Source organism: Variovorax sp. KK3, assembly GCF_001984055.1.
Taxonomy (GTDB): domain Bacteria; phylum Pseudomonadota; class Gammaproteobacteria; order Burkholderiales; family Burkholderiaceae_C; genus Variovorax.
Map to the genome: position 1 here is coordinate 54,657 of NZ_LYVO01000021.1, position 22,360 is coordinate 77,016.

22 protein-coding genes are annotated in these 22,360 nt (G+C 68.6%); 6 read left to right on the top strand and 16 right to left on the bottom strand.

Annotated elements, in window-relative coordinates; all coding sequences use genetic code 11:
* Positions 1–6: 6 nt before the first annotated feature.
* The 4 genes from B0W80_RS12585 to B0W80_RS12600 form a co-directional block, all read right to left on the bottom strand.
* Entirely contained in the window at positions 7–1,683 is a 1,677-nt protein-coding gene (locus B0W80_RS12585; RefSeq protein ID WP_076999483.1) for a long-chain-fatty-acid--CoA ligase, read from the bottom strand.
* A gap of 109 nt (positions 1,684–1,792) precedes the next feature.
* Positions 1,793–3,280 (bottom strand): NAD(P)(+) transhydrogenase (Re/Si-specific) subunit beta, encoded by a 1,488-nt coding sequence (locus B0W80_RS12590; RefSeq protein ID WP_076999484.1) that lies wholly within the window; start codon positions 3,278–3,280, stop codon positions 1,793–1,795.
* Between the two features lie 2 nt (positions 3,281–3,282).
* The gene (locus B0W80_RS12595) at positions 3,283–3,621 is read right to left on the bottom strand and encodes an NAD(P) transhydrogenase subunit alpha (protein WP_076999485.1); all 339 of its coding nucleotides are present in this window, start codon (positions 3,619–3,621) and stop codon (positions 3,283–3,285) included.
* Between the two features lie 57 nt (positions 3,622–3,678).
* On the bottom strand, positions 3,679–4,794 hold the full coding sequence (locus tag B0W80_RS12600) for a Re/Si-specific NAD(P)(+) transhydrogenase subunit alpha (RefSeq protein ID WP_076999486.1): 1,116 nt from the start codon (positions 4,792–4,794) through the stop codon (positions 3,679–3,681).
* Positions 4,795–4,996: 202 nt separating this feature from the next.
* On the opposite strand from B0W80_RS12600, the gene B0W80_RS12605 reads away from it, so the two are divergent.
* The 3 genes from B0W80_RS12605 to B0W80_RS12615 all read left to right on the top strand — a co-directional run bounded on the left by B0W80_RS12605 (position 4,997) and on the right by B0W80_RS12615 (position 6,748).
* Positions 4,997–5,716 carry a response regulator transcription factor gene (locus tag B0W80_RS12605; RefSeq protein WP_076999487.1) on the top strand — a complete coding sequence of 240 codons (720 nt, stop codon included), beginning with the start codon at positions 4,997–4,999 and terminating at the stop codon, positions 5,714–5,716.
* Between the two features lie 79 nt (positions 5,717–5,795).
* On the top strand, positions 5,796–6,230 hold the full coding sequence (locus B0W80_RS12610; protein ID WP_076999488.1) for a DUF4019 domain-containing protein: 435 nt from the start codon (positions 5,796–5,798) through the stop codon (positions 6,228–6,230).
* An 11-nt stretch (positions 6,231–6,241) separates the two neighbouring features.
* Positions 6,242–6,748 (top strand): NUDIX hydrolase, encoded by a 507-nt coding sequence (locus B0W80_RS12615; protein WP_076999489.1) that lies wholly within the window; start codon positions 6,242–6,244, stop codon positions 6,746–6,748.
* Positions 6,749–6,757: 9 nt separating this feature from the next.
* On the opposite strand, the gene mnmA is transcribed toward B0W80_RS12615, so the two are convergent.
* Complete coding sequence (gene mnmA, locus B0W80_RS12620) at positions 6,758–7,867, bottom strand: tRNA 2-thiouridine(34) synthase MnmA (protein WP_076999490.1); 1,110 nt, start codon at positions 7,865–7,867, stop codon at positions 6,758–6,760.
* Between the two features lie 141 nt (positions 7,868–8,008).
* Here mnmA and B0W80_RS12625 point away from each other — a divergent pair, with 141 nt between their 5' ends.
* Positions 8,009–9,685, top strand: coding sequence for a wax ester/triacylglycerol synthase family O-acyltransferase (locus B0W80_RS12625; RefSeq protein ID WP_076999491.1), 1,677 nt, complete (start codon positions 8,009–8,011; stop codon positions 9,683–9,685).
* A 90-nt stretch (positions 9,686–9,775) separates the two neighbouring features.
* On the opposite strand, the gene B0W80_RS12630 is transcribed toward B0W80_RS12625, so the two are convergent.
* Entirely contained in the window at positions 9,776–10,786 is a 1,011-nt protein-coding gene (locus tag B0W80_RS12630) for an LLM class flavin-dependent oxidoreductase (protein ID WP_076999522.1), read from the bottom strand.
* A gap of 110 nt (positions 10,787–10,896) precedes the next feature.
* Here B0W80_RS12630 and B0W80_RS12635 point away from each other — a divergent pair, with 110 nt between their 5' ends.
* Positions 10,897–11,361, top strand: a complete 465-nt coding sequence (locus B0W80_RS12635) for an EVE domain-containing protein (protein WP_076999492.1) — start codon at positions 10,897–10,899, stop codon at positions 11,359–11,361.
* Positions 11,362–11,376: 15 nt separating this feature from the next.
* Here B0W80_RS12635 and B0W80_RS12640 read toward each other — a convergent pair whose 3' ends face one another.
* The 9 genes from B0W80_RS12640 to B0W80_RS12680 are packed head-to-tail and all read right to left on the bottom strand — an operon-like array spanning position 11,377 to position 20,397.
* Positions 11,377–11,934, bottom strand: coding sequence for a nuclear transport factor 2 family protein (locus B0W80_RS12640; RefSeq protein WP_076999493.1), 558 nt, complete (start codon positions 11,932–11,934; stop codon positions 11,377–11,379).
* Complete coding sequence (locus tag B0W80_RS12645; RefSeq protein WP_076999494.1) at positions 11,931–12,320, bottom strand: VOC family protein; 390 nt, start codon at positions 12,318–12,320, stop codon at positions 11,931–11,933. The genes B0W80_RS12640 and B0W80_RS12645 overlap by 4 nt, the downstream gene beginning before the upstream one ends.
* Positions 12,317–13,081 (bottom strand): glucose 1-dehydrogenase, encoded by a 765-nt coding sequence (locus tag B0W80_RS12650; protein ID WP_076999495.1) that lies wholly within the window; start codon positions 13,079–13,081, stop codon positions 12,317–12,319. Before B0W80_RS12650 ends, B0W80_RS12645 begins: the two co-directional genes overlap by 4 nt.
* Positions 13,078–15,222 (bottom strand): acetate--CoA ligase family protein, encoded by a 2,145-nt coding sequence (locus B0W80_RS12655; RefSeq protein ID WP_076999496.1) that lies wholly within the window; start codon positions 15,220–15,222, stop codon positions 13,078–13,080. Before B0W80_RS12655 ends, B0W80_RS12650 begins: the two co-directional genes overlap by 4 nt.
* 2 nt (positions 15,223–15,224) lie before the next feature.
* On the bottom strand, positions 15,225–15,986 hold the full coding sequence (locus B0W80_RS12660; RefSeq protein WP_076999497.1) for an enoyl-CoA hydratase/isomerase family protein: 762 nt from the start codon (positions 15,984–15,986) through the stop codon (positions 15,225–15,227).
* Positions 15,983–17,101 (bottom strand): acyl-CoA dehydrogenase family protein, encoded by a 1,119-nt coding sequence (locus tag B0W80_RS12665; RefSeq protein WP_076999498.1) that lies wholly within the window; start codon positions 17,099–17,101, stop codon positions 15,983–15,985. The genes B0W80_RS12660 and B0W80_RS12665 overlap by 4 nt, the downstream gene beginning before the upstream one ends.
* A gap of 3 nt (positions 17,102–17,104) precedes the next feature.
* On the bottom strand, positions 17,105–18,295 hold the full coding sequence (locus B0W80_RS12670; protein ID WP_076999499.1) for an acyl-CoA dehydrogenase family protein: 1,191 nt from the start codon (positions 18,293–18,295) through the stop codon (positions 17,105–17,107).
* Positions 18,296–18,349: 54 nt separating this feature from the next.
* Entirely contained in the window at positions 18,350–19,285 is a 936-nt protein-coding gene (locus B0W80_RS12675) for a flavin reductase (RefSeq protein WP_076999500.1), read from the bottom strand.
* Positions 19,286–19,305: 20 nt separating this feature from the next.
* Positions 19,306–20,397, bottom strand: a complete 1,092-nt coding sequence (locus B0W80_RS12680; RefSeq protein ID WP_076999501.1) for an LLM class flavin-dependent oxidoreductase — start codon at positions 20,395–20,397, stop codon at positions 19,306–19,308.
* Between the two features lie 101 nt (positions 20,398–20,498).
* Between B0W80_RS12680 and B0W80_RS12685 the strand changes: the two genes are divergently transcribed.
* Entirely contained in the window at positions 20,499–21,407 is a 909-nt protein-coding gene (locus tag B0W80_RS12685; RefSeq protein WP_076999502.1) for a LysR family transcriptional regulator, read from the top strand.
* A 7-nt stretch (positions 21,408–21,414) separates the two neighbouring features.
* Here the strand turns inward: B0W80_RS12685 and B0W80_RS12690 are convergent, their stop codons facing one another.
* Positions 21,415–22,296, bottom strand: coding sequence for an SMP-30/gluconolactonase/LRE family protein (locus B0W80_RS12690; RefSeq protein WP_083745346.1), 882 nt, complete (start codon positions 22,294–22,296; stop codon positions 21,415–21,417).
* Between the last annotated feature and the right edge of the window lie 64 nt (positions 22,297–22,360).

Sequence of the window (22,360 nt, forward strand, 5' to 3'; positions counted from 1 at the left end):
GCCGCCTTACTTCTTGTCGCGCAGCTCGCGCCGCAGGATCTTGCCCACCGGCGTCTTCGGCAGCTCGGTGCGGAACTCGACCAGCTTGGGCTGCTTGTAGCCGGTGAGGTTGGCGCGACAGAACTCGCGCACCTGCGCCTCGGTGAGGTCGGCGTTCTTCTTGACGATGACCAGCTTCACCGCCTCGCCGGTCTTTTCGTCGGCAATGCCCACGGCCGCGCATTCGAGCACGCCGGGCACCTGCGCCACCACGTCCTCGACCTCGTTCGGGTACACGTTGAAGCCCGAGACCAGGATCATGTCCTTCTTGCGGTCGACGATCTTGAAGTAGCCGCGCTCGTCGACGATGCCGACGTCGCCGGTCTTGAAGTAGCCGTCGGCCGTCATGACCTTGGCCGTCTCGTCGGGGCGCTGCCAGTAGCCGGCCATCACCTGCGGACCCTTGATGGCGATCTCGCCGGGCTGGCCCGGCGGCACCTCGACACCGTCGTCGTCCAGCAGCTTGAGCCAGGTGCTCGGCAGCGGCACGCCGATCGTGCCGGTGTAGGCGGTGCTGGTGGTGGGGTTGCAGGTGGCCGACGGCGAGGTTTCCGACAGGCCGTATCCCTCGCAGATCGGGCATCCGGTCTTGTCGAGCCAGAGCTTGGCCACCGCGCCCTGCACCGCCATGCCGCCGCCGACCGAGATCTTGAGGTTCTTCCAGTTGACGGTGTTGAAGTCCGGATGATTGGCCAGGCCGTTGAACAGCGTGTTGACCGCCGGAAAGCTGTGGAAGGTGTGCTTCGACAGTTCCTTGAGCACGGCCGGGATGTCGCGCGGATTCGGAATCAGGATCAGCTTGCCGCCCGTTCGCATGCTCAGCATCATGTTCACGGTGAACGCGAAGATGTGATACAGAGGCAACGCGCACACGCTCGCAGACTGCTCGCCGGCCGGCACCTTCTGCATCACCGGGTCGTTCCAGGCTTCGGACTGCAGCACGTTGGCGATCACGTTGCGGTGCAGCAGCACCGCGCCCTTCGACACGCCGGTGGTGCCGCCGGTGTACTGCAGCACCGCCACGTCGTCGGGCCCGAGTGCCGCGGGTTGCAGCGTGCGGCCCGCGCCCTTGTCCAGCGCTTCGTTGAAGCGCACGGCGCCCGGCAGGCTGTACTCGGGCACCATCTTCTTGACGTTGCGCACCACGTAGTTGACCAGCGCACCCTTGAGCAGGCCCAGGCGGTCGCCCATGCCGCTCAGCACCACGTGCTTGACCGGGGTCGCGCCGATGCACTGCTGCAGCGTGTTGCCGAAGTTCTCCATGATCACGATCGCCTTGGCGCCGGAGTCCTTGAGCTGGTGCTCCAGCTCGCGCGGCGTGTACAGCGGATTCACGTTCACCAGGATCAGGCCGGCGCGCAGGATGCCGCAGACCGCGATCGGGTACTGCAGGCAGTTCGGCATCATCACCGCCACCCGTTCACCCTTGGCGAGCCCCAGCCCTTGCAGGTAGCCGGCGAAGGAACGGCTCGCCTTGTCGACGTCGCCGTAGCTCAGGTCCTTGCCCATGAAGCTGTAGGCCGTGCGGTCGGCGAAGCGGCTGAAGCTCTCCTCCATGATCCCCACCAGCGAGGTGTAGCCGGAGGGATCGATGTCGGCCGGCACCCCCTGCGGGTAGCTGCTGAGCCAGGGACGGTCTGTCATGGATATGTCTCCTCGAATGATTTCTGGGGTTCTACACGCAAAAGCGCCGCCCGGCACTTCAAGCACCGGGCGGCGGGCACAGGACGCGCAACGGGGCGCTTCGCCCCACTTACTCGATCGCCTTGCCCATGTCTTCGACCACCTTCTTGGCATCGCCGAAGACCATCATCGTCTTGTCCATGTAGAACAGCTCGTTGTCCAGTCCGGCATAACCCGCAGCCATCGAGCGCTTGTTCACGATGACCGTCTTGGCCTTGTAGGCCTCGAGGATCGGCATGCCGTAGATCGGCGTGCCCTTGGTCAGCGCGGCCGGATTCACCACGTCGTTGGCGCCCAGGATGATCGCCACGTCGGCCTGCGGAAACTCGCCGTTGATGTCTTCCATCTCGAACACCTGGTCGTAGGGCACCTCGGCCTCGGCCAGCAGCACGTTCATGTGGCCCGGCATGCGGCCGGCCACCGGGTGGATGGCGTACTTGACCGTCACGCCGTGCTCGGTGAGCTTCTGCGCCAGTTCGTTGACCGCGTGCTGCGCGCGCGCCACCGCCAGGCCGTAGCCCGGCACGATGATCACGGTCTCGGCGTTGCTCAGCATGTAGGCCGCGTCGTCCGCGCTGCCGCTCTTCACCGGCCGCTGCTCCTTGGCACCGGCCGTGGCCGTCGCGGCCTCGCCGCCGAAGCCGCCCAGGATCACGTTGAAGAACGAGCGGTTCATCGCCTTGCACATGATGTAGCTCAGGATCGCGCCCGAGGAGCCCACCAGCGAGCCGGCCACGATCAGCATCGCGTTGTTCAGCGAGAAGCCGATGCCCGCCGCTGCCCAGCCCGAGTAGCTGTTGAGCATCGACACCACCACCGGCATGTCGGCCCCGCCGATCGGGATGATGATCAGCACACCCATGATGAAGGACAGCAGCAGCATCGCGAAGAAGGCGGTCCAGCTCTCGGTGAACACGAACACCAGGCCCAGGCCGATGGTCAGCAGACCCAGCACCAGGTTGAGCATGTGCTGGCCCTTGAACTGCACCGGCGCGCCCTGGAACAGGCGGAACTTGTACTTGCCCGACAGCTTGCCGAAGGCGATGACCGAGCCGCTGAAGGTGATCGCGCCGATGGCCGCGCCCAGGAACAGCTCGAGCCGGTTGCCCGCCGGAATGGCGTAGCGCGCGAAGCCGTCGATGAGCACCGTGCCCTCTGGCGTGCTGGCGCCGATGACGGCCGCCACCGGCGGCGGGGTGATGCCGAAGGCCCAGGGCTCGACCACGGCTGCGATGCCGATGAAGACCGCGGCCAGGCCGATCATGCTGTGGAAGAAGGCCACCAGCTCGGGCATCTGCGTCATCTCGACGGTCTTGGCGCGGTAGGCGCCGTAGCCGCCGCCGACCACCAGGCCCAGCAGCACCCAGGCCATGCCCTGGGCCTTGCCGCCCGAGAGCTGCACGATCAGCGCCGCGGTGGTCAGGATGGCAATGGCCATGCCGACCATGCCGAAGACGTTGCCGCGGATGGAGGTGGTGGGATGGCTCAGGCCCTTGAGGGACTGGATGAAGCAGACGCTGGCGACGAGGTACAGCAGCGTGACGACGTTCATCGACATGGTCAGTGGCCCCCCGCCTTGGCTGCAGGCGTTGCACCCGCCGGTGCCTTCTTGTCCTTCTTCTTGAACATCTCCAGCATGCGCCGGGTGACCAGGAAGCCGCCGAAGACGTTGACCGCGGCCAGGGCCACGGCCAGCACGCCCATGCTCTTGCCGAGCCAGGTGCTGGTGAGCGCCGCCGCGAGCATGGCGCCGACGATCACGATGGCCGAGATGGCGTTGGTCACTGCCATCAGCGGCGTGTGCAGCGCGGGCGTGACGGTCCAGACCACGTGGTAGCCCACGTAGATGGCCAGCACGAAGATGATCAGGTTGATGACGGTGTGGGACACGGGATCCATGGGGGCTTCTCCTCGCGGTTGCGGCTTTGCTTGTGGTCTGCTTGCGGCTCTACGGCTTCACTTCTTCGTGACCTGGCCGTCCTGCGTCATGCGGCAGGCGGCGACGATGTCGTCTTCCAGGTCGATCTTGAAGCCGCCCTCCTTCGGCAGCACCAGCTTGAGGAAGTCGAGCACGTTGCGTGCATAGAGCGACGACGCATCCGCCGCCACCAGGGCCGGCAAATTGGTTTCGCCCACCAGCGTCACACCATGCTTGACGACGGTCTGGCCGGGCTCGGTCAGCGGGCAGTTGCCGCCCTGCGGCGCGGCCAGGTCGACGATGACGGAGCCGGGCTTCATGGACTTCACCATCTCTTCGGTGACCAGCACGGGCGCGGCGCGGCCGGGGATCAGTGCCGTGGTGATGACGACGTCGGCCTGCGCCACGCGCTTGGCGACCTCGGCCTTCTGGCGATCGAGCCAGCTCTGGGGCATGGGGCGCGCATAGCCGCCCACGCCTTCGGCGGCTTCCTTCTCTTCCTGTGTCTCGTACGACACGTCGATGAACTTGGCGCCCAGCGATTCGACCTGCTCCTTGACGGAGGGGCGCACGTCGCTGGCCTCGATGACCGCGCCCAGGCGCTTGGCCGTGGCGATGGCCTGCAGGCCGGCCACACCCACGCCCAGGATGACGACTCGCGCGGCCTTCACCGTGCCGGCCGCCGTCATGAGCATCGGGAAGAAGCGCTGGTACTTGTCGGCCGCGATCATCACGGCCTTGTAGCCGGCGATGTTGGCCTGCGAGGACAGCACGTCCATGCTCTGCGCGCGCGTGGTGCGGGGCGCGGCTTCGAGTGCGAAGCTCGTGAGGCCCGCCGCGGCCAGGCGCTGCAGGCCTTCGGCGTCGAAGGGGTTGAGCATGCCGACGACCACCGTGCCCGGTTTCATGAGGGCGAGCTCGTTGTCGAAAGGTGAGCGCACCTTCAACACCAGCTCGCAGGCGAAGGCGCCGGCCGCATCGGTGATCTCGGCACCGGCGGCCTGGTAGGCCGCATCGGTAAGGGCGGCAGTGATGCCGGCGCCCGACTGCACGCGCACGGTATGTCCCTGTGCCGTGAGTTTTTTGGCCGTTTCCGAAGTGACGGCCACTCTGGTTTCGCCGGACGCAGTTTCGGCCGGCACGCCTATCAGCATGGGATTCTCCTCGGGGTGCTTTGGAATTCGGGCCGAGCTTACATGAAGATGACAGGCACAGGGATGGCGCTGTCCCGTGGGGCGGCGCGCAGAACCGCTACGCGGTCCAAACGGCCTCATCGCCTCCTGTACATTTGCGCCTCGAACGCGACCGGCCTCCATAAGGCCGGCATGACTGACCAGCAACCGTCAGGGGGAAGGCATGCGAATAGCCACGCTCGGCAACGAGCCACAAGAGACTCACTGGATCCGGCAGATCATGACCAGGATCGGTCACGACTGCCACGATTTCGCCACCGGCGAATCGCTGTTGAACGAACTCCGCCTCAAGAGCTACGACCTGCTGCTGCTCGACTGGCGCACGCGCGACGTCGGCGGCTCCGAGCTCGTGACCTGGCTGCGCGACCGCTTCGGCAACCGCATTCCGCTGCTGCTGGTCGCCACCGAGCGCGACAAGCCCGCCCTGCTCCGTTCGCTGGTCAACGGCGCCGACGACTTCCTGCTCAGGCCCCTGTGCCGTATCGAACTGCAGGCACGCGTGCAGGCCCTGCTGCGCCGCGCTTATCCGATGCGCTTCGAGAAGACGCTGGACTGCGGCCCCTACCATTTCGATCCGCTCACGCGCACGCTGCTGCTGCGCGGCAAGGCGATCAAGCTCAAGCACCGCGAGTACGACCTCGCGCTGTACCTGTGCCGCAACGCGGGCCGGCTGATGACGCGCGAGAACCTGATCCACACCGTGTGGGGCCAGGACGTCGAAGACCACTCGCGCTCGATCGACACCCACGTGTCGAGGGTGCGCACGCGCATGGACCTGTGCCCCGAGAACGGCGTGGTGCTCACCTCGGTCTACGGCCTGGGCTACCGGCTCGAGGTGTGCAGTCAGGCGGAGCACAACGATTCGCCCTATCCCACAGCTTGATAGGCCCAGGGCCGCGCAGCAGCGCGGGGCAGAATAGGCCGTGCTGCCGAACCCAACGGCTTCAAAGGCCCCGTCCACCATGAACCGCATCCATCGAATCCTGCTCGCCGCGATCCTGCTCTGCGGCTGGCTGACATTCGCATCCGCCCAGGACGCCGAGCCGAGCGACCTGGTGCGCGGCGGCCTCCAGGCGATCCAGATGATCGACCAGAACAAGACCGGCGAGCTGTGGGACGGCGCCACGGCCGCGGCCCGCAAGCGCGTCACGCGCGTCGACTTCGTGAGCCAGGTCGCGAAGGCCCGCGCACCCCTGGGCGCCGCGCAGCAGCGCACTTGGGTCGCCATCAACCGGCAGGTCGTCGGCGACGGCGATCCCGACCTCGCCGGCCAGTACGTGAGCATCGAATACGAGACACGCTTCGCCAACAAGGTCGACGCCACCGTGCGCGAACTGGTCACCTTTCAGCTGGGCACCGACCGTGTCTGGCGCTTTTCGGGCTACGTTCTTCGCTGAGGTCCGCACGCATGGCCAAGCACCGCTGGAAGCCCAACGTCACCGTGGCCGCGGTGATCGAGCGCGACGGCCGCTTCCTGGTCGTCGAGGAAGAAACGCGCGACGGCCTGCGGCTCAATTCGCCGGCCGGCCACCTCGACCCCGGCGAGTCGCCGGCCGAGGGTTGTGCACGCGAAACGCTGGAAGAAACCGCGCACCGCTTCACGCCGACCGCGCTCATCGGCATCTACATGGCGCGCCAGCGCAGTGCCCGCGGCGACGACACCACCTACATGCGCTTCGCTTTCGCCGGCACGCTGGGTGAGCAAGAGCCCGGCCGCGCGCTCGACCACGGCATCGTGCGCACGCTGTGGATGAGCGCCGACGAACTGCGCGCGAGCCGCGACCGGCACCGCAGCCCGCTGCTCATGCAATGCGTGGACGACTACCTCGCGGGCCGACGCCACCCGCTCGACCTGATCCACGTGCATGCCTCGGTCGCCGGCAAAGACCCGAACCACGACGAAGGAGAAGAGTAAGGCTGAGCCTCAGCCCGCGCGCGCGATCACGCCGCCGCCCAGGCACACCTCGCCGTCGTACAGCACCGCCGACTGCCCCGGCGTGACCGCCCATTGCGGGTCGTCGAAGGCCAGGCGGAACGCCCCGTTCGCACCCTCGGCCAGCACGCAGCCGGCATCGGCCTGGCGGTAGCGCGACTTCGCGCCATAGCCGCCCGGCTGCGGCGCGTCTCCGGCCACCCAGCTCGCATCGTCGGCCTCGAGCGCGGGCGACAGCAGCCATGGATGGTCATGCCCCTGCACCACCCACAGCGTGTTGCTCTCGATCTCCTTGCGCGCCACGAACCAGGGCGCATGCTCGCCCGCCCCGCGCTGCGCGCCCTTGGCCTTGATGCCGCCGATGCCCAGGCCCTGGCGCTGGCCCAGCGTGTAGAAACTCAAGCCCTGGTGCTCGCCGATGCGGCGCCCGCGCTCGTCGCGGATCGGACCGGGCTCCTTCGAGATGTAGCGGTTCAGAAACTCGCGAAACGGCCGCTCGCCGATGAAGCAGATGCCGGTCGAGTCCTTCTTCTTCGCGTTGGGCAGGCCGATCTCGTCGGCGATGCGGCGCACCTCGGTCTTGTGCAGTTCGCCCACCGGGAACATCGTCTTGGCCAGTTGCTGCTGGTTCAGCCGGTGAAGAAAGTAGCTCTGGTCCTTCGCCGGGTCCAGGCCCTTCAGCAACTGGTGACGCCCCGTGGCGCCGTCGAAGCGCACGCGTGCGTAATGCCCCGTCGCGATCTTCCCTGCGCCCAGCCGCATCGCATGGTCGAGGAAGGCTTTGAACTTGATCTCGGCATTGCACAGCACGTCGGGGTTGGGCGTGCGGCCCGCCTGGTACTCGCGCAGGAATTCGGCGAACACGCGGTCCTTGTAGTCGGCCGCGAAGTTGACGTGCTCGATCTCGATGCCGAGCACGTCGGCCACGCTCGCGGCATCGACGAAGTCGACGTTCGACGAGCAGTATTCGCTGTCGTCGTCGTCTTCCCAGTTCTTCATGAAGATGCCGACCACCTCGTGGCCCTGCTGCTTGAGCAGGTGCGCCGTGACCGCGGAGTCCACCCCGCCACTCAGGCCCACCACGATCCGCTGCTTGTCCATGGGCGGCGATTGTCCCAGGGCGGCCAAGCCGGTGCCCCCATCCGGTTAATTCGGGTAATCACCGAGCGAGCCCGCCGCAAAGACGTTTGAACGAAGCAGCGACGAGGTTCACACTGCAACGCCAAACCGGAAGGAAACAACATGGATCACCTCAGCGGCATGGACGCCTCGTTCCTGCACCTCGAGACGCCCGAGCAGCCGATGCACGTGGGCAGCCTGCAGCTGATCGACCTGCCGCGCGGCTACGAAGGCGACTTCGCCGAAGACGCCAAGAAGTACCTGAGCGGCCGCCTGCACCTGGCATCGGTCTTCGTGCGCAAGCTCGCGCCCATGCCCTTCGACCTGGCCAATCCGGTGTGGGTGGACGACGACGACCTCGACCTCGACCACCACATCCACCACGTGATCATGCCGCGCCCCGGCACCATGGCCCAGCTGGAGCGCCTGGTGGGCCGCCTGCATTCGTCGCTGCTCGACCGCAGCCGGCCGCTGTGGGAAATCCACATCATCGAAGGCCTGCAGACCGGCCAGGTGGCGCTCTACAGCAAGATGCACCACGCGGCCATCGACGGCCAGGCCGGTGTGGCGGTGGCCAAGGCGCTGTTCGACATCTCGGAAACGCCGGCGCCCGTGAAGCCGCCGCGCATCACGCGCCGCGCCGAGTCCTCGCAGCTGGGCATGGCCGAGCTGGCCACGGCCGCGCTGAGCAACACGGTGCAGCAGTACGTGAAGCTGATCCAGTCGATCCCGGCCACCGCCAAGGCCATCGGCAACGTGCTCGGCTCATGGTCGCAGGCCGGTGGCGGGCAGGGCGCCAGCTTCGAGCTGCCCAAGCGATTCCGCACCGCGCCGAGGACGCCGCTGAACGTCTCGATCACCAACCAGCGCGCCTTCGCGGCCCGCACGGTGCCGCTGGCCGAGGTGAAGCAGATGTCGAAGGCCACCGACACCAGCCTCAACGACATCGTGCTGAACATCTGCGCCGGTGCGCTCAAGCGCTACCTGGCCGACTACGGCTGCCGGCCCGACAAGGCGCTGATCGCGGGCGTGCCGGTGTCGCTGCGCGAGCAGGGCAACACCGACATGAACAACCAGGTGTCGGTGATGCTCGTGAGCCTGGCGACCGACATCGCCGACCCGCTCGAACGCCTCGCGGCCATTCACGAATCGTCGAGCGAAGGGAAGAAGCTCAGCGGCAACATCAAGGCGGCGATCCCGACCGACTTTCCGTCGCTGGGCGTGCCGTCGCTGATGTCGGGGCTCGCCTCGCTGTACGGCCGCTCGGGGCTGGCGGACAAGCTGCCGCCGGCGGCCAACGTGGCGATCTCCAACGTGCCCGGGCCGTCCTTCGCGCTCTACTTCGCAGGGGCCAAGGTGGCGTCGTATTTTCCGGTGTCGATCCCGGGCCACGGCCTCGCGCTGAACATGACGGTGCAAAGCTACAACGGCGCGCTCGAGTTCGGCCTCACAGCCTGCCGGCGCGCGGTGCCGGACGTGGCCGACCTGGGCGACTACGTGGTGGCGGAGCACCGCAAGCTGTATGGCTTGATCGTGGGGGATGCGGCGAAGGCGGAGGCCAAGGCCGAAGTGAAGGCCGAAGTGAAGGCCGAAGCAAAGGCCGAGACGAAGGCCGAGGCCGAGGCCAAGCCGGAGGCAGCGCCCGTCACCACCAAGGCAGCACCCAAGACCCCGGCCCGCAAGCGGGCGGCACCCAAGCCGGCGGCCACGAAGAAGGTGACGGCGAAGGCGGTAAGGCCGGCTGTGCCCAAGGTGGCGCGCAAGCCCGCCGCATCCAAGCGCGCCGCCGCCCCGAACTGACGGGACTTACTCCCTCTCCCTCCGGGAGAGGGCGGGGGTGAGGGCACTGGGCCGTCGATCACGTGCAGCGCTCATTGACGCCCATCGCATCTACCCCTGCGTTCTCCCAGACAAACCCAACTCCGCCAGGATCTCGTACGACCTCAACCGCGCCTCGTGGTCGAACACCTGCGAGGTGATCATCAGCTCGTCCGCCCCCGTGCGTTCGACGAAGGCTTTCACGCCCGCCCGCACCGTCTCGCGCGATCCCACCGCGGAACAGGACAAGACCGAATCCAGCAGCGCGTTCTCCGCCGGCCCGATGCGCGCCCGGTAGTTCTCCACCGGCGGCGGCAGCCGCCCCGGCCGGCCGCTGCGCAGGTTCACGAAGGCCTGCTGCCACGAACTCGACCGGAACACGGCCTCCTCGTCGGTCTCGGCCGCGAACACGTTGAAGCCCAGCATCACGTAAGGCTTGGCCAGCTGCTTCGACGGCTTGAAGGTCTCGCGATAGATCTGGATCGCCTGCATCATCTGCTGCGGCGCGAAGTGCGAAGCGAAGGCATAGGGCAGCCCCAGGTGCGCCGCGAGCTGGGCGCCGAAGGTGCTGGAGCCGAGGATCCACACCGGCACCTCCAGCCCCAGACCCGGCACCGCGCGCACCGCCTGCTGCGGCTCCTTCGACATGAAGTCCATCAGCTCGATCACGTCCTGCGGAAACTGGTCGGCGTCGGACTGCAGGTCGCGCCTCAGGGCCCGCGCGGTGCGCTGGTCCGAGCCCGGCGCGCGGCCCAGCCCGAGGTCGATACGGCCCGGGTACAGCGATTCGAGCGTGCCGAACTGCTCGGCGATCACCAGCGGCGAGTGGTTCGGCAGCATCACGCCGCCGGCCCCGATGCGGATGGTGGAGGTGCCCGCGCCTACGTGCGACAGCAGCACCGCCGTGGCCGCGCTCGCGATGCCCGGCATGCCGTGGTGCTCGGCCAGCCAGTAGCGCCGATAGCCCAGCCGCTCGCCATGCTGCGCAAGGCTCAACGAATTGCGGAAGGACTGCGCGGCGTCGCTGCCTTCGGTGATGGGCGACAGATCGAGGATGGAAAGGGGCGTGGCGTTGGGCGGCATGGTCGCCGGATCATGGCGCGAAGCGATCAAGCCCGCTCGCGCGGGCCCATTCACGAATTCCCGGCTTCTGTTAAAACGCCGCCCTACCGAGACTCCACCCCGAGGCCCTCATGCCCCAGTACTGGCTGATGAAGTCCGAGCCCGACGACTGCTCGATCGACGACGCGCTGGCCGCGCCCCAGAAAACCGTGCCCTGGACGGGCGTGCGCAACTTCCAGGCGCGCAACTTCATGGCCAAGAAGATGCAGGTCGGCGACGGCGTGCTCTTCTACCACTCGAGCTGCCCGCAGCCAGGCATCGTCGGCGTTGCCCGCGTGGCCTCCGAAGCCAGGACCGACCCGACGCAGTTCGACCCCAAGTCGCCCTACTTCGATGAGGCCTCCAAGGAAGAACATCCCCGCTGGGTGCTGGTCGACGTGCAGGCGCTGCGAAAGACGCGGCTTCTGGGCCTGCCGGAAATGCGCGCCACGCCCGCGCTGGCCGACATGGTGGTGCTGCGCCGGGGCAACCGCCTGTCGATCACGCCGGTCGAGCCCGTGCACTGGCACGCCATCGTGGACGAGATGCTGGCCTGAGCGCCCGGCGTCGAATCAGGCCCCTCGCACCTCGCGCACCTCGCGCAGCAGCGCATACACCGCATCGTGCGGCGCCACGCCACCCACGGGCCGGCGCATGCCGAACAGCGCCGCATCGTCCTGCGCCAGCTCGGGCCGTACGCGTTCCTCGATCCACTCGTAGACCACCGTGCGCGCGGCCACGCGCCACTCGCCGCGCCGGCGCTCGAAGCGATCGACGTAACGGCCGCACAGAAAGGTCTCGCGCCCCGGCTGCTGCGCCGTCGACTGCAACGCGAAGAAGCTGCTTTCCACCGCCGCTGCATCGCCGTGCAGTTCGATCAGCACGTTGGTGACCTGGTGCACGCGGCGGCCGCCCTGCCGCAGCTTGACCAGCGCCTGCGCGATGAAGCCATCGGCGCTACCGTTCCAGGCCCCGTGGCAGTCCGTCGCGTCTTCCCAGTAGGCCGAACGCAAGGCCGACTCGTCGCAGCGGTCGATGCCGCGGCAGTAGCGGAACAGGCAGTCGCGAATCGCCTCGCGGTCCAGCAAGAACCGCAGGGGATCTTCGGGAAGCGCTCCGGATCCACTCATGCGGCGGCGGGAGCGGCAGGCGCAGCGCGCCGGAACAGCTGCACCAGGTTGCCTTCCGGGTCACGCAAGGACAGCACCGCGCCATGGCTGCCCATGTCGCGCACACCATGAACTTCCCCGCCCGCGGCGACGATGCGTTGCTCTGCGCCATCGAAGTCGTCCACCTCCAGCACCATCACGAGCCCGGCGGTGGCCGGTGCCGCTTCCTCCGCGCAGGCGAGCGCGACGTTGGTGTTGCCCACGCCGTACTGCACCCAGCGGTCGCCATCGCGAAACTTCAGCGGCAGGCCGAGCGCGCCCTCGTAGAACGCATGCAGGCTGCCCGGCGCCTTGGCCACGACGAACACGTTCTGCACGCGCCGGGGCGCCGAGACGCCCGCGCTCACAGCGAGGTCTCCGAAGCCCCGCCGTCCAGGCGCAGCACGTCGGCGGTGAGGAAGCGCGATGCATCCCCCGCCAGGAAGCACACCGCATCGGCGATGTCCTCCACCGTGCCGAGCCGGCCCAGCGGCGTGCGGCCGATGCGCCTGGCATCGAGCTCCGCATTGCGATGCTTGGCCGTGCCCTCGGTCGGCACCGCGCCGGGCGCCACCGCGTTGACGCGGATGTTGCGCGCGCCCAGGTCGGCCGCCGCGGCGCGGGTGATGCCCAGCACGCCGGCCTTGATGCCGCTGTAGACCACCGAACGCATCGGCGACTTGAAGGCCGCGATCGACGCCACGTTGACGATCGAGCCGCCGCGTTCCGGGTCCATCGCCTCGGCGGCCGCCTGGATGCCCCAGATCACCGACTTGAAGCCGATCTCCACCATGCGGTCCATCACCTCCGGCGTGATCTCGGCCAGCGGCTGGTAGCGCACCCAGGCCGCGTTGTTGACCATCACGTCGAGCCGGCCCGCGTCGCGGACGAACTGTGCGACCGCCTCGCGCATGCCGTCGCGCGTCGACACGTCGCAGGGCAGCCCGATGGCCTGGCCGCCGAGCGCGCGGATCTCGGCCACGGTCTCCTCGACGAATTCGGCCTTCAGGTCGTTGATGCCGACGGTCGCGCCCAGCCGGGCCAGGGCGCGGGCGCTGGCGCGGCCGATGCCATGGCCCGCGCCGCTGATGAAGGCCGTACGGCCGGTGAGAGGCAAAGGCAAGGTCATGATTCGGCTTTCGTGGAGGCTTGTTGCTCGGGCACCAGCAGCGCATCGAGCGCATACGCGCCGCGGCCCTGCTCCAGCACCATCAGGGGATTGATGTCGATCTCGCACACGTCGTCCGCATGGCGCACCGCGAAGCGCGACAGCGCGGCGATGGCCTGCGCCGCGGCCTGCACGTCGGCCTGGGGCCGGCCGCGCGCGCCGTCGAGCAACGGAAAAGCCTTGAGCGAGCGCAGCATGGCTGTGGCCTGCGCCGCGTCGACCGGTGCGGGCTGCAAAGCCACGTCCTTGAGCACCTCGGCGAAGATGCCGCCGAGGCCGACCATCACCATCGGCCCGAACACCGGGTCTTTCTTGGTGCCCAGGATGAGTTCGACTCCGCCCTGCACCATCTGCGCGACGAGCACGCCGGTGATGCGCGCCTGGGGCGCCTTGAGCGCAACGCGCGCCAGCATCTGGTCGTATTCCTCGATCAGCTGCGCCTCGGACCGCACACCGACGAACACGCCACCGACTTCCGTCTTGTGCGCGATGTCCGGCGACACGATCTTGAGCACCAGCGGAAAGCCCAGCTCGCGTGCCGCGGCCAGTGCCGCGTCGCGGCTGGAGACGATCTCTTCGCGCGGCACCGGCAGCCCGGCCTCGGCCAGCACGGCCTTGGCGCTCGCCTCGGTGGCAAATGCTTCCGCGGCCAACGGTGCACGATCGATGGCCGCCGCTTCGACGCGCCCCTCGACGTACTTGCCGCGCTCGCCGAAGCGCATCAACGCCGCCAGCGTCGCACATGCGGCGTCGATGCCTTCGACCACCGGATAGCCCAACTCGGTGAGACGCACCCGCACGTCCTGCGGCGCGCGGGCGCACAGCAGGATCAGGCGCGAGGGATGGTCCTTGCGCACCTGTTCCAGTGCAGCCAGGAACACGTCGCGCAAGCGAGGCAGGTGGAAGGCGTTGGCCGACTGCAGGATCAAGGCGTCGCAGCTGTCGTCGCGCGCCACGGCGTCGAGCACCTGCGCCAGCACCTCGGGCCGGCTCGACACCTGCGCCGTCATGTCGACCGGATTCGACGGCGCGGCGAAGGGCACGACCGACAGGATGCGTTGTTGCGTCGTCGCGGCCAGCTTCGGCAGCGCCAGGCCCTGCGCGCTGGCCGCATCGGCCAGCAGCACGCCGAAGCCGCCGGACGCGGTGAGCACCGCCACGCGACGGCCCTGCGGCACGCGCGCCGGCCCGACCACGGCCAACGCATGACCCACTTCGAGCAGCTGCTCGATGCTCGGCACGCGGATGGCGCCGCCATGGCGCAGCACCGCGTCGAACACGGCATCGGAGCAGGCCAGTGCGCCGGTATGCGAAGCCGCAGCCTCGCTGCCGGCCTCGGACACGCCGACCTTGAGCACCACCAACGGCTTGCCCGCGGCGCGCGCCATCGCCATGGCCTGCTGCAGCTTGGCGCCGTCGCGGCAGGTTTCCATGCAGCACAGGATCACCGAGGTGCCCGGGTCCGCCGCCAGCGATGCGATGGCATCGGCGATGTCCACGTCGCATTCGTTGCCGGTGGTCAGCATGCGGCTGATGCCCAGCCCGCGCTCGCTGGCCAGACGCATGGTGTAGCTGCCGAGGTTGCCGCTTTGCGAGACGATGCCGACCGGGCCCGCGGCCGGGAAGGACGATTCGAGCGCCACCGAGAAGGTGGCGATGCTCTTGTCCGCGACGCCGACCGCGCCCAGGCAGTTGGGGCCGACGATGCGCATGCCGGTGTCGCGCGCCACCTGGCCGATGCGCGCCTGCAGGCGGCTGCCCTCCTCGCCCATCTCGGAGAAGCCCGCCGACAGGATGACCGCCGCCTTCACGCCGCGCCGTGCGCAGCTCTCCACCGCGTCGAGCACGCCTTCGGGCGGCACGGCGATGACGGCCAGTTCCGGCACTTCGGGCAGGTCCGCCACACCCGCATAGGCCGCGAGCGACTGCACTCGGCCCGCCTTGCGGTTGATCGGGTAGATGCCGCCCGCGTAGCCGTACTTCTGCAGGAACTGCAAAGGCCGGCCGCCGATCTTGGTGACGTCGTCCGACGCACCGAAGATGGCGATCGAACGCGGCTTGAAGAGCGCGTCAAGGCCGCGCCCCACTTCGATGGCTTGCATCTTCAACGCCCCTTGTAAACGGGCTTGCGCTTTTCGAGGAAGGCCTTGCGTGCCTCCTGCGCATCTTCGGTCTTGGCCAGCGCCATGGTGAAGTTCTGCTCGAAGCGGTAGCCGTCGCGCTGCGGCATCAGGTCCATCATGTTGGCGGCCTGCTTCGCGTAGGCGATGGCCAGCGGCGCCTTCGATGCGATTTCCTTCGCGATCTCCATGGCCAGCGGCATCAGTTGCTCGGCCGGCACCACCTCGTCGAGCACGCCGCGGCGGTACAGCTCGGCCGCGGGCACCTTCATGCCGGTGAAGAACATGCGGCGCGTGAACGAGCGGCCCACCATGGTCCGCAGCATTGACACGCCGCCGGCCAGACCGACGTTGATCTCGGGCATGGCGAAGGTGGCGTCCTCGCTCGCCAGGAAGATGTCGCAGGCCGACATCAGGCCGAAGCCGGCGCCCAGCGCCGGGCCGTTGACGGCCGCGATCACGGGCTTGGCGCATTCGCGGATGGCGTTGCCGGTCTCGCGCGTCCAGCGGTTGTGGTCGAGGAAGTCGCCGGGCTTCTCGGCGTTCGGACGGTCCTTGAGGTCCGCGCCCGAGCAGAAGAACTTGCCGGTGCCGGTGAGGATGGCCACGCGCACGTCGGGGCGCTCGGACACCTCGTCGAAGATCTCGATCAGGCGGCGGCGCGTGGCGCGGTCCACCGCGTTGACGGGCGGCTTGTCCAGGCGGACGACGGCCACGTGGTCGGTCACTTCAAGGTAAATGCTCATCGTGTGCTCCCGGATTGATGGGAAAGGGAAGGCTGCCCGGCGGATGCCGGCGCCGTGGGCGCTGCGAGCAGCTGCGCGACGTGCAGCAGCCGGTCGCCGTAGCGGAATTCGGAGGCGATCAGGCGTTGGGCGATGCGGGTGGCCAGCACTTCCTCGCTGACGCCCATGCCGCCGTGCATCTGGATCGCCGACTCGGCACAGGCGCGCGCCGACTCGGCCAGCGAGACCTTGGTCAGCCGCAGCGTGCGGCGCAGGTCGGCCGCCTGCTCGTCGTGATCGTGCAGGCAATGGATGACCTGGCCCTTGGCGCCCAGGTACTTCACGTACATGTCGGCGACGCGGTGGCGCAGCACCTGGAAGGTGGAGAGCGACACGCCGAACTGACGCCGCTCCTGCAGGTGCGTGACGGTCTGGCGGATCAGCGTGGCCAGCGCGGCGACGGTGTCGACGGCCGTCAGCAGCAGGGCCGCGTCGCATGCCCGCGCCTGCGCATCGCGTGCGGCGGCGCCGCGGGCGATGCAGGCGCCTTCGGGCAGCGCGAGCCGGTCCAGCACGAAGTCGGCGCCGCGGCGGCCTTCCATGGTCGTGTAGCGCGTCTTCGGCGCGCCGACGCGTTCCGCATCGACGAGGAACAGGGCGCGCTCGCCGTCCAGCTGGGCCGGCACCAGGTAGTGCGTGGCGGGCAGCGTCGCGTCGACGCCCTGCACCACGCCGTCGAGTTCGAAGCCGATGTCGAGATGCCGCGCGAGTACGGTGGATTCATCGGGGGTCGACGACAGCGCGGTCATGGGCGCGATCCGGGCGCTGCCTTCGGCCACGGCCTCGAGCCAGCGCGTCGCGGTCTCGGCGCCGGCGGCCTGCAGCAGCAGCGGCACGACGGCACAGGTTTCGATCACGGGCAGCTGCAGGCCGTGCGTGGCCAGGCCTTCGACGATCGACGCCAGGTCGCTCAGGCTGCCGCCGACGCCGCCGGCCTCCTCGGGCACGATGGTGGCGGTCCAGCCCAGGTCGCGCACGGGGTCGCCCTGGAGCTCCTGGCCGACGTGGTCTTCGGCATAGCGGCTCGCCGAGTCCAGCAGCATGCCGGGAAAGAGCGCGGGAAAGGATGTGTTCATGGCTCAGGCTCCCAGCAATTCGTTGGCGACGACGTTGCGCTGCACTTCGGAGGTGCCGCCGGCGATGGTGCGGGCACGCGTGAACATGTAGTTCTGGATCCAGGTGGCGTCGGACGCTTCTTCCGCCTCCTGTGCATCCAGGTCGGCGTCCACATCGACATCGGCGAGGAAGCGGTGGGCCGCGTCGGGGCCGACCGCGTCGAGCGCGATGGTCGTGAGGCGTTGCGCCACGTCGGCGCAGGTCATCTTGATGACGGACGGCTGCACGCCCAGCGGCCGCTGGTGGATCAGGTCGTCGGTGGCCTGCGCCATCATCACGCGGACGCCCTGCACGTCGGCTTCGCACAGCAGCAGCTTGTGGTGCAGGCCGCTGAAGTCGCGCCGCGCACCGGCGGCGCGGGTCGCGTCTTCGACCAGGCGGTCGATCTGCCGGCGCATGAGTTCCAGCCGCGCCACGTTGGCCGGGGGCAGGCGTTCGCGTTCGAGCAGGTACTTGGCGCAGGTCCAGCCCTTGCCCACCTCGCCGACCAGGTGGTCGGCCGGCACGCGCACCTCGTCGAAGAACACCTCGTTCAGGTGATGCCAGCCGTCGATGGTCCGGATGGGGCGCACGGTGATGCCGCGCGTGTCCATCGGCACCAACAGCAGCGAGATGCCTTCCTGCTTCTTCGCTTCCTTCGACGTGCGCACCAGCATGTAGATCATGCTGGCCTCGTGGGCATGCGAGGTCCAGATCTTCTGGCCGTTGACGACCCATTCATCGCCCTCGCGGCGGGCGCTGGTCGACAGCGAGGCGAGGTCCGAGCCGGAGCCGGGCTCCGAATACCCCTGGCACCACCAGTCCGACCCGTCGAGGATGCGCGGCAGGAAGCGGGCCTTCTGCTCGGACGTGCCGAAACGGATGATCACCGGGCCGATGTGGCCCAGGCCATGGTGGTAGAGCGGCGGGCAGTCGTTCTCGGCCATCACCTCTTCGAAGATCAGGCGCTGGCGGATGTCCCATCCGGTGCCGCCCACCTCTTGAGGCCAGCCCGGTGCGCCCCACCCCTTGGCGTTCAGGATCTTCTGCCAGGCCTGGTATTCGCGCTTGGTGATCTTCTGGCCGGCCGCGACGACGGCGCGGATCTCCGGCGGGCAGGCGCTGCGCGCGAACGCTTCGAGTTCGCGCCGGAAGCCGGCGTAGTCGATGGACATGTTGCTTGTCTCCTGTTGAATGGCGAATGCCGAATGGGCGCGAAGCCCGGGGCCTCAGCCCTTGCGCAGTTGCGTGATCAGTTCGTCGAGGGCGGCGGCGGCGCCGTCCGCGTCGCGCCGGCACAGCGCGTGCGCCACCTTGCGGCGCAGCGGATAGAGATCGGGGCGCGGCCGCACCGACAGCACGTGCGTCATGCGCTCGCGCAGCACGCTGGTCATGGTCTGCGCCATCAGCGTCAGCGCCTCGTTGTGGCCGGCCGCCGCGATCGAGGCGAAGAAGCCGCTGGCCGAAGCGATGCGTTCCTTGAGCGGCGTGTCGTCGGGATGCGCCTCGATGGCTTCTGCAGCCCGTTGCACGGCCTCGAGCTCGGCCTCGGTGCCGCGCTCGCTGGCCAGCCGCAGCAGCGTGCCGTACAGCGTGCGATAGGCCTCGTCGATGTCGGCATCGCCCAGGCTGCCCTGCACGACCAGCTTGCGCAGCGACTCGGCCAGCATCATGTAGGCGCCCTTGTAGAACACCAGGGCCTGGTCGGGACCACCGCCGCTCAGGTGTTGCACCTCGCCGATGAAGATGGTGTGGTCGCCGGCCTCGTGGGCCGCATGCACGCGGCATTCGAAGCTGGCCAGGCAGTCGTCGATGAGCGGCATGCCGAGCTGGCCGGCGCGCCATGCGACGCCCTCGAACTTGTTCTCGATCTTGCTCGACGCGAAGCGGCCCGACAGAGCGTCCTGCTGCTCCGAGAGGATGTTGATGACGAAGCCGTCCGCGGCCTGGAAGGTCGTCAGCAGCCGGCTGGCATTGCGCAGGCTGAACAGCACCAGCGGCGGATCGAGCGACACCGAGCTGAACGAATTGCAGGTCAGGCCGGCGGGCTCGCCATCGGGCGCGGTGGTGGTGATGACGGCCACGCCGGTCGGAAAGCAACCGAGCAGCTGGCGAAACTGCGCGGGCTCGATGGCGCAGCGGGTGGCTTCGGCGAGCTCGGACATGGCGTGTCTCCAGGCAGGCCTCAGGCCGCGGCGAGCTCGGGCTGCGCCGCGGGCTGGCGCAGCGGGTTGCGGGCCAGCTCCTGCTGCACGGTCGGCATGATGACCTTGCCCCAGGTCTCCAGCTGGCGCAGCATCGTCGGATGGTCGAAGTCGCCCATCTGGGTCTGGAAGCAGTAGTGCACCGGCTTGAGCGTGCGGATCTCGGCGAGCACGCGCTCGATCACGGTGTCGACGTTGCCCACGGGCAGCAGGGCGCGCATCTCGTCCAGGCTCGGCTCGCCCTCGACGATGCCTTCTTCCACCTGGTAGTCGTCGGCGATCTGCGCGGTGCGGCGCTTCAGGCTGACCGCGATGCGGCGCTGGTAGCGCGCGCATTCGAGGTAGCGCTCCACCTCGTCCTTGTCGTTGCTCGCATAGGCCGCGCGCAGCAGGCCGACCGGCACGGCGGCCGCGTCCTTGCCCTCGGCGGTCACCACCTTGTCGATCAGCGCGCGGGTGCTCGCCAGCTTTTCGAGGCCACCGTCGCCGCCCGAGACGAACACGTGGTGGCCGGACTTCACGGCGCGCGACAGGAAGGCCGGGTCGACGCTGGTGATCCACATCGGCGGCATCGGGCCTTGCACCGCGCGCTGGCTGATGGCGCTCATGGGCTGCTGGTAGTACTCGCCGTCGTAGCTGAACTTGGGTTGCGTGAGGCCGGCCTCGAGCATGTCGAGCATCTCGAAGGTGCGGGCCTTGGCCGATTCGAGCGACACGCCGAAGCGCTCGAACTCGAAATGCTGGTAGCCCGAGCCGATGCCCAGGTTCAGGCGGCCGTTGGACAGCTGGTCGACCATGGCCACGTCGGCGATCAGGCGGGCCGGCGTGTACAGCGGCGCGACCACGATGCCGGTGCCCAGGCGGATGTTCTTGGTGACCGCGGCGCAGTGGGCGATCATGGTGAGCGGCGACGAGCACATGCCGTAGTTGCTGAAGTGATGCTCGGCGTACCATGCGGCACCGAAACCCAGCTCGTCCGCCAGGCGCGTCTGCTCGACGGCGTCGCGGAGGATCTGGTGAGAGGTCTTATGCTTGTTCCGCTGCTGCATCAGAATGAAGATTCCGAAATCCATCGCTGTGGCTCCTGGTTGGCTGGTGTGATGGGTACCGACTGTAGGAACTCGGCACCGTTGCGGACCACCAGCGAACGCACACCTTCTTTGCGTCTTTGGAAATGAAGGCCCTCGACTCGCTGCGCATCTTCGTCGCCACCCAACGCAAAGGCAGCCTCTCGGCCGCGGCCCGCAGCCTGAGCCTGTCCCCGGCCACCATCTCGCGCCGCATCAGTGGGCTCGAGGAAGAACTGGGCGTGCAGCTGGTCGATCGCACCAGCCGCAACCTCAAGGTCACCGAAGCCGGCCAGGCCTTCCTGGAGCGCGCCGAAGCGGTGCTCGAACTCATGAGCGAGGCCGAGCAGGTCGTCCACAACGCGCGGCAGCGGCCGGAAGGTCGGCTGCGCGTGCATTCGCGCACGCACATCGGGCTGCGCGTGCTGGCGCCGCTGCTGCCGCGCTTCGCGGAGCTCTACCCCGACATCCGCGTCGAGCTCGAACTGTCGGAGCATCCGGTCAACCTGGTGGAGCACGACTTCGACGTGGACATCCGCACCGGCGAGTCCACCGATTCGGGCTTCGTCATCAAGCGGCTGCTGTCGAGCGACGAGGTGCTGGTGGCCAGCCCGGCCTTCCTGAAGGTGTATTCGCGCATCCGGCACCCGCGCGACCTGCCCGAGGTGCGCTGCCTGACCTACCGGCGCGAGCGCGAAGTCATCACCTGGAAGTACATCGACGAGGCCGGCGAGCAGCAGGAACTGCCCATCCAGGGCGTGCTGGGCGCCAACAACGGCGAGCTGCTGCGGCTGGCGGCCATCGGCGGCATGGGCGTGGCGCTGCTGTCCGAGGCCACCGTGCGCGACGACCTGCGCGACGGCACGCTGGTACGGCTGCTGCCCGAGTACCGCTTCGCGGTGCGAGCCTTCTCCAACGGCGTGTTCGCGGTGTTCCGGCAAAGCCGCGTGCTGCCGCTGAAGGTGCGCGCCTTCGTGGACTACGTGGCGGACGCACTGCGGAGCGAGCCGCGCTAGGCAGGCCCTAGCCGTCCTTGTAGTGGTGGGGCAGGCGCCCGGGCGCGGGCAGGCCGTCGATGCGGAACAGGCCGCCGTCGTTCGCCTTGCGGCCCGTCAGGCGGGCGCTGCGCGAGATGGTGGTCAGGTACATGCTCTCCAGGCGCGGGCCGCCGAAGCAGATGCTCGACGGATAGCTCACGGGCAGGTCGATCAGGCGGTCCAGCCTGCCGTCGGGCGCCAGCCGCGCGAGCTTGGCGGCCCGCGTGAGCACGGTCCAGAAAAAGCCCTGCGCGTCGACCGTCGCGCCGTCGGGGCCGGAGTCGAACTCGTGCGTCTTCATGAACACGCGCTTGTTGCAGAGCGGGCCGCCGGGGTCGTAGTCGTAGGCCCAGACGGTTCGCTCCAGGCTGTCGGCCAGGTACAGCACGCGCCCGTCGGCGCTGAAGCAGGGACCGTTGGCGAAGCCGATGTCGTCGGCCAGCTGCTCCACGCGGCCGTCGATGCGCAGCCGGTAGAGGCCGCCCATCACCGCTTCGCCGGGCTGGCGGTCGGCATGCAGGGTGCCGGCGAGGAAGTTGCCCGCCGGATCGCATTTGCCGTCGTTGAAGCGCACCTGCGGATGGTCCACGCCGATGCCGGCCAGGTGCTCGAGCGTTCGCGTCGCGAAGTCGTAGCGCGCGAAGCGGTTGCGCAGCGCGACCACCACGGCCGCGCCGCGGCAAGGCGCGATCGACCCGACGGGCGCGGGCAGCTCGTGCCGCTCGGTTGTATCGGCATCGACGTGCAGGCGCCACAGCGTGCCCGCCATCGCGTCGATCCAGCACAGGGCTTGCGCGTCGGCATCCCAGCAGGGGCTTTCGCCCAGCTGGTCCTTCGTCGTTCCGACACGGGTGATCTCCACGGCCATGGCGCGAAGTGTGCTGCGGGCGGCGCCGCGCTGCCGGCGCATCCCGCAAAGCTGCTTTTCATTC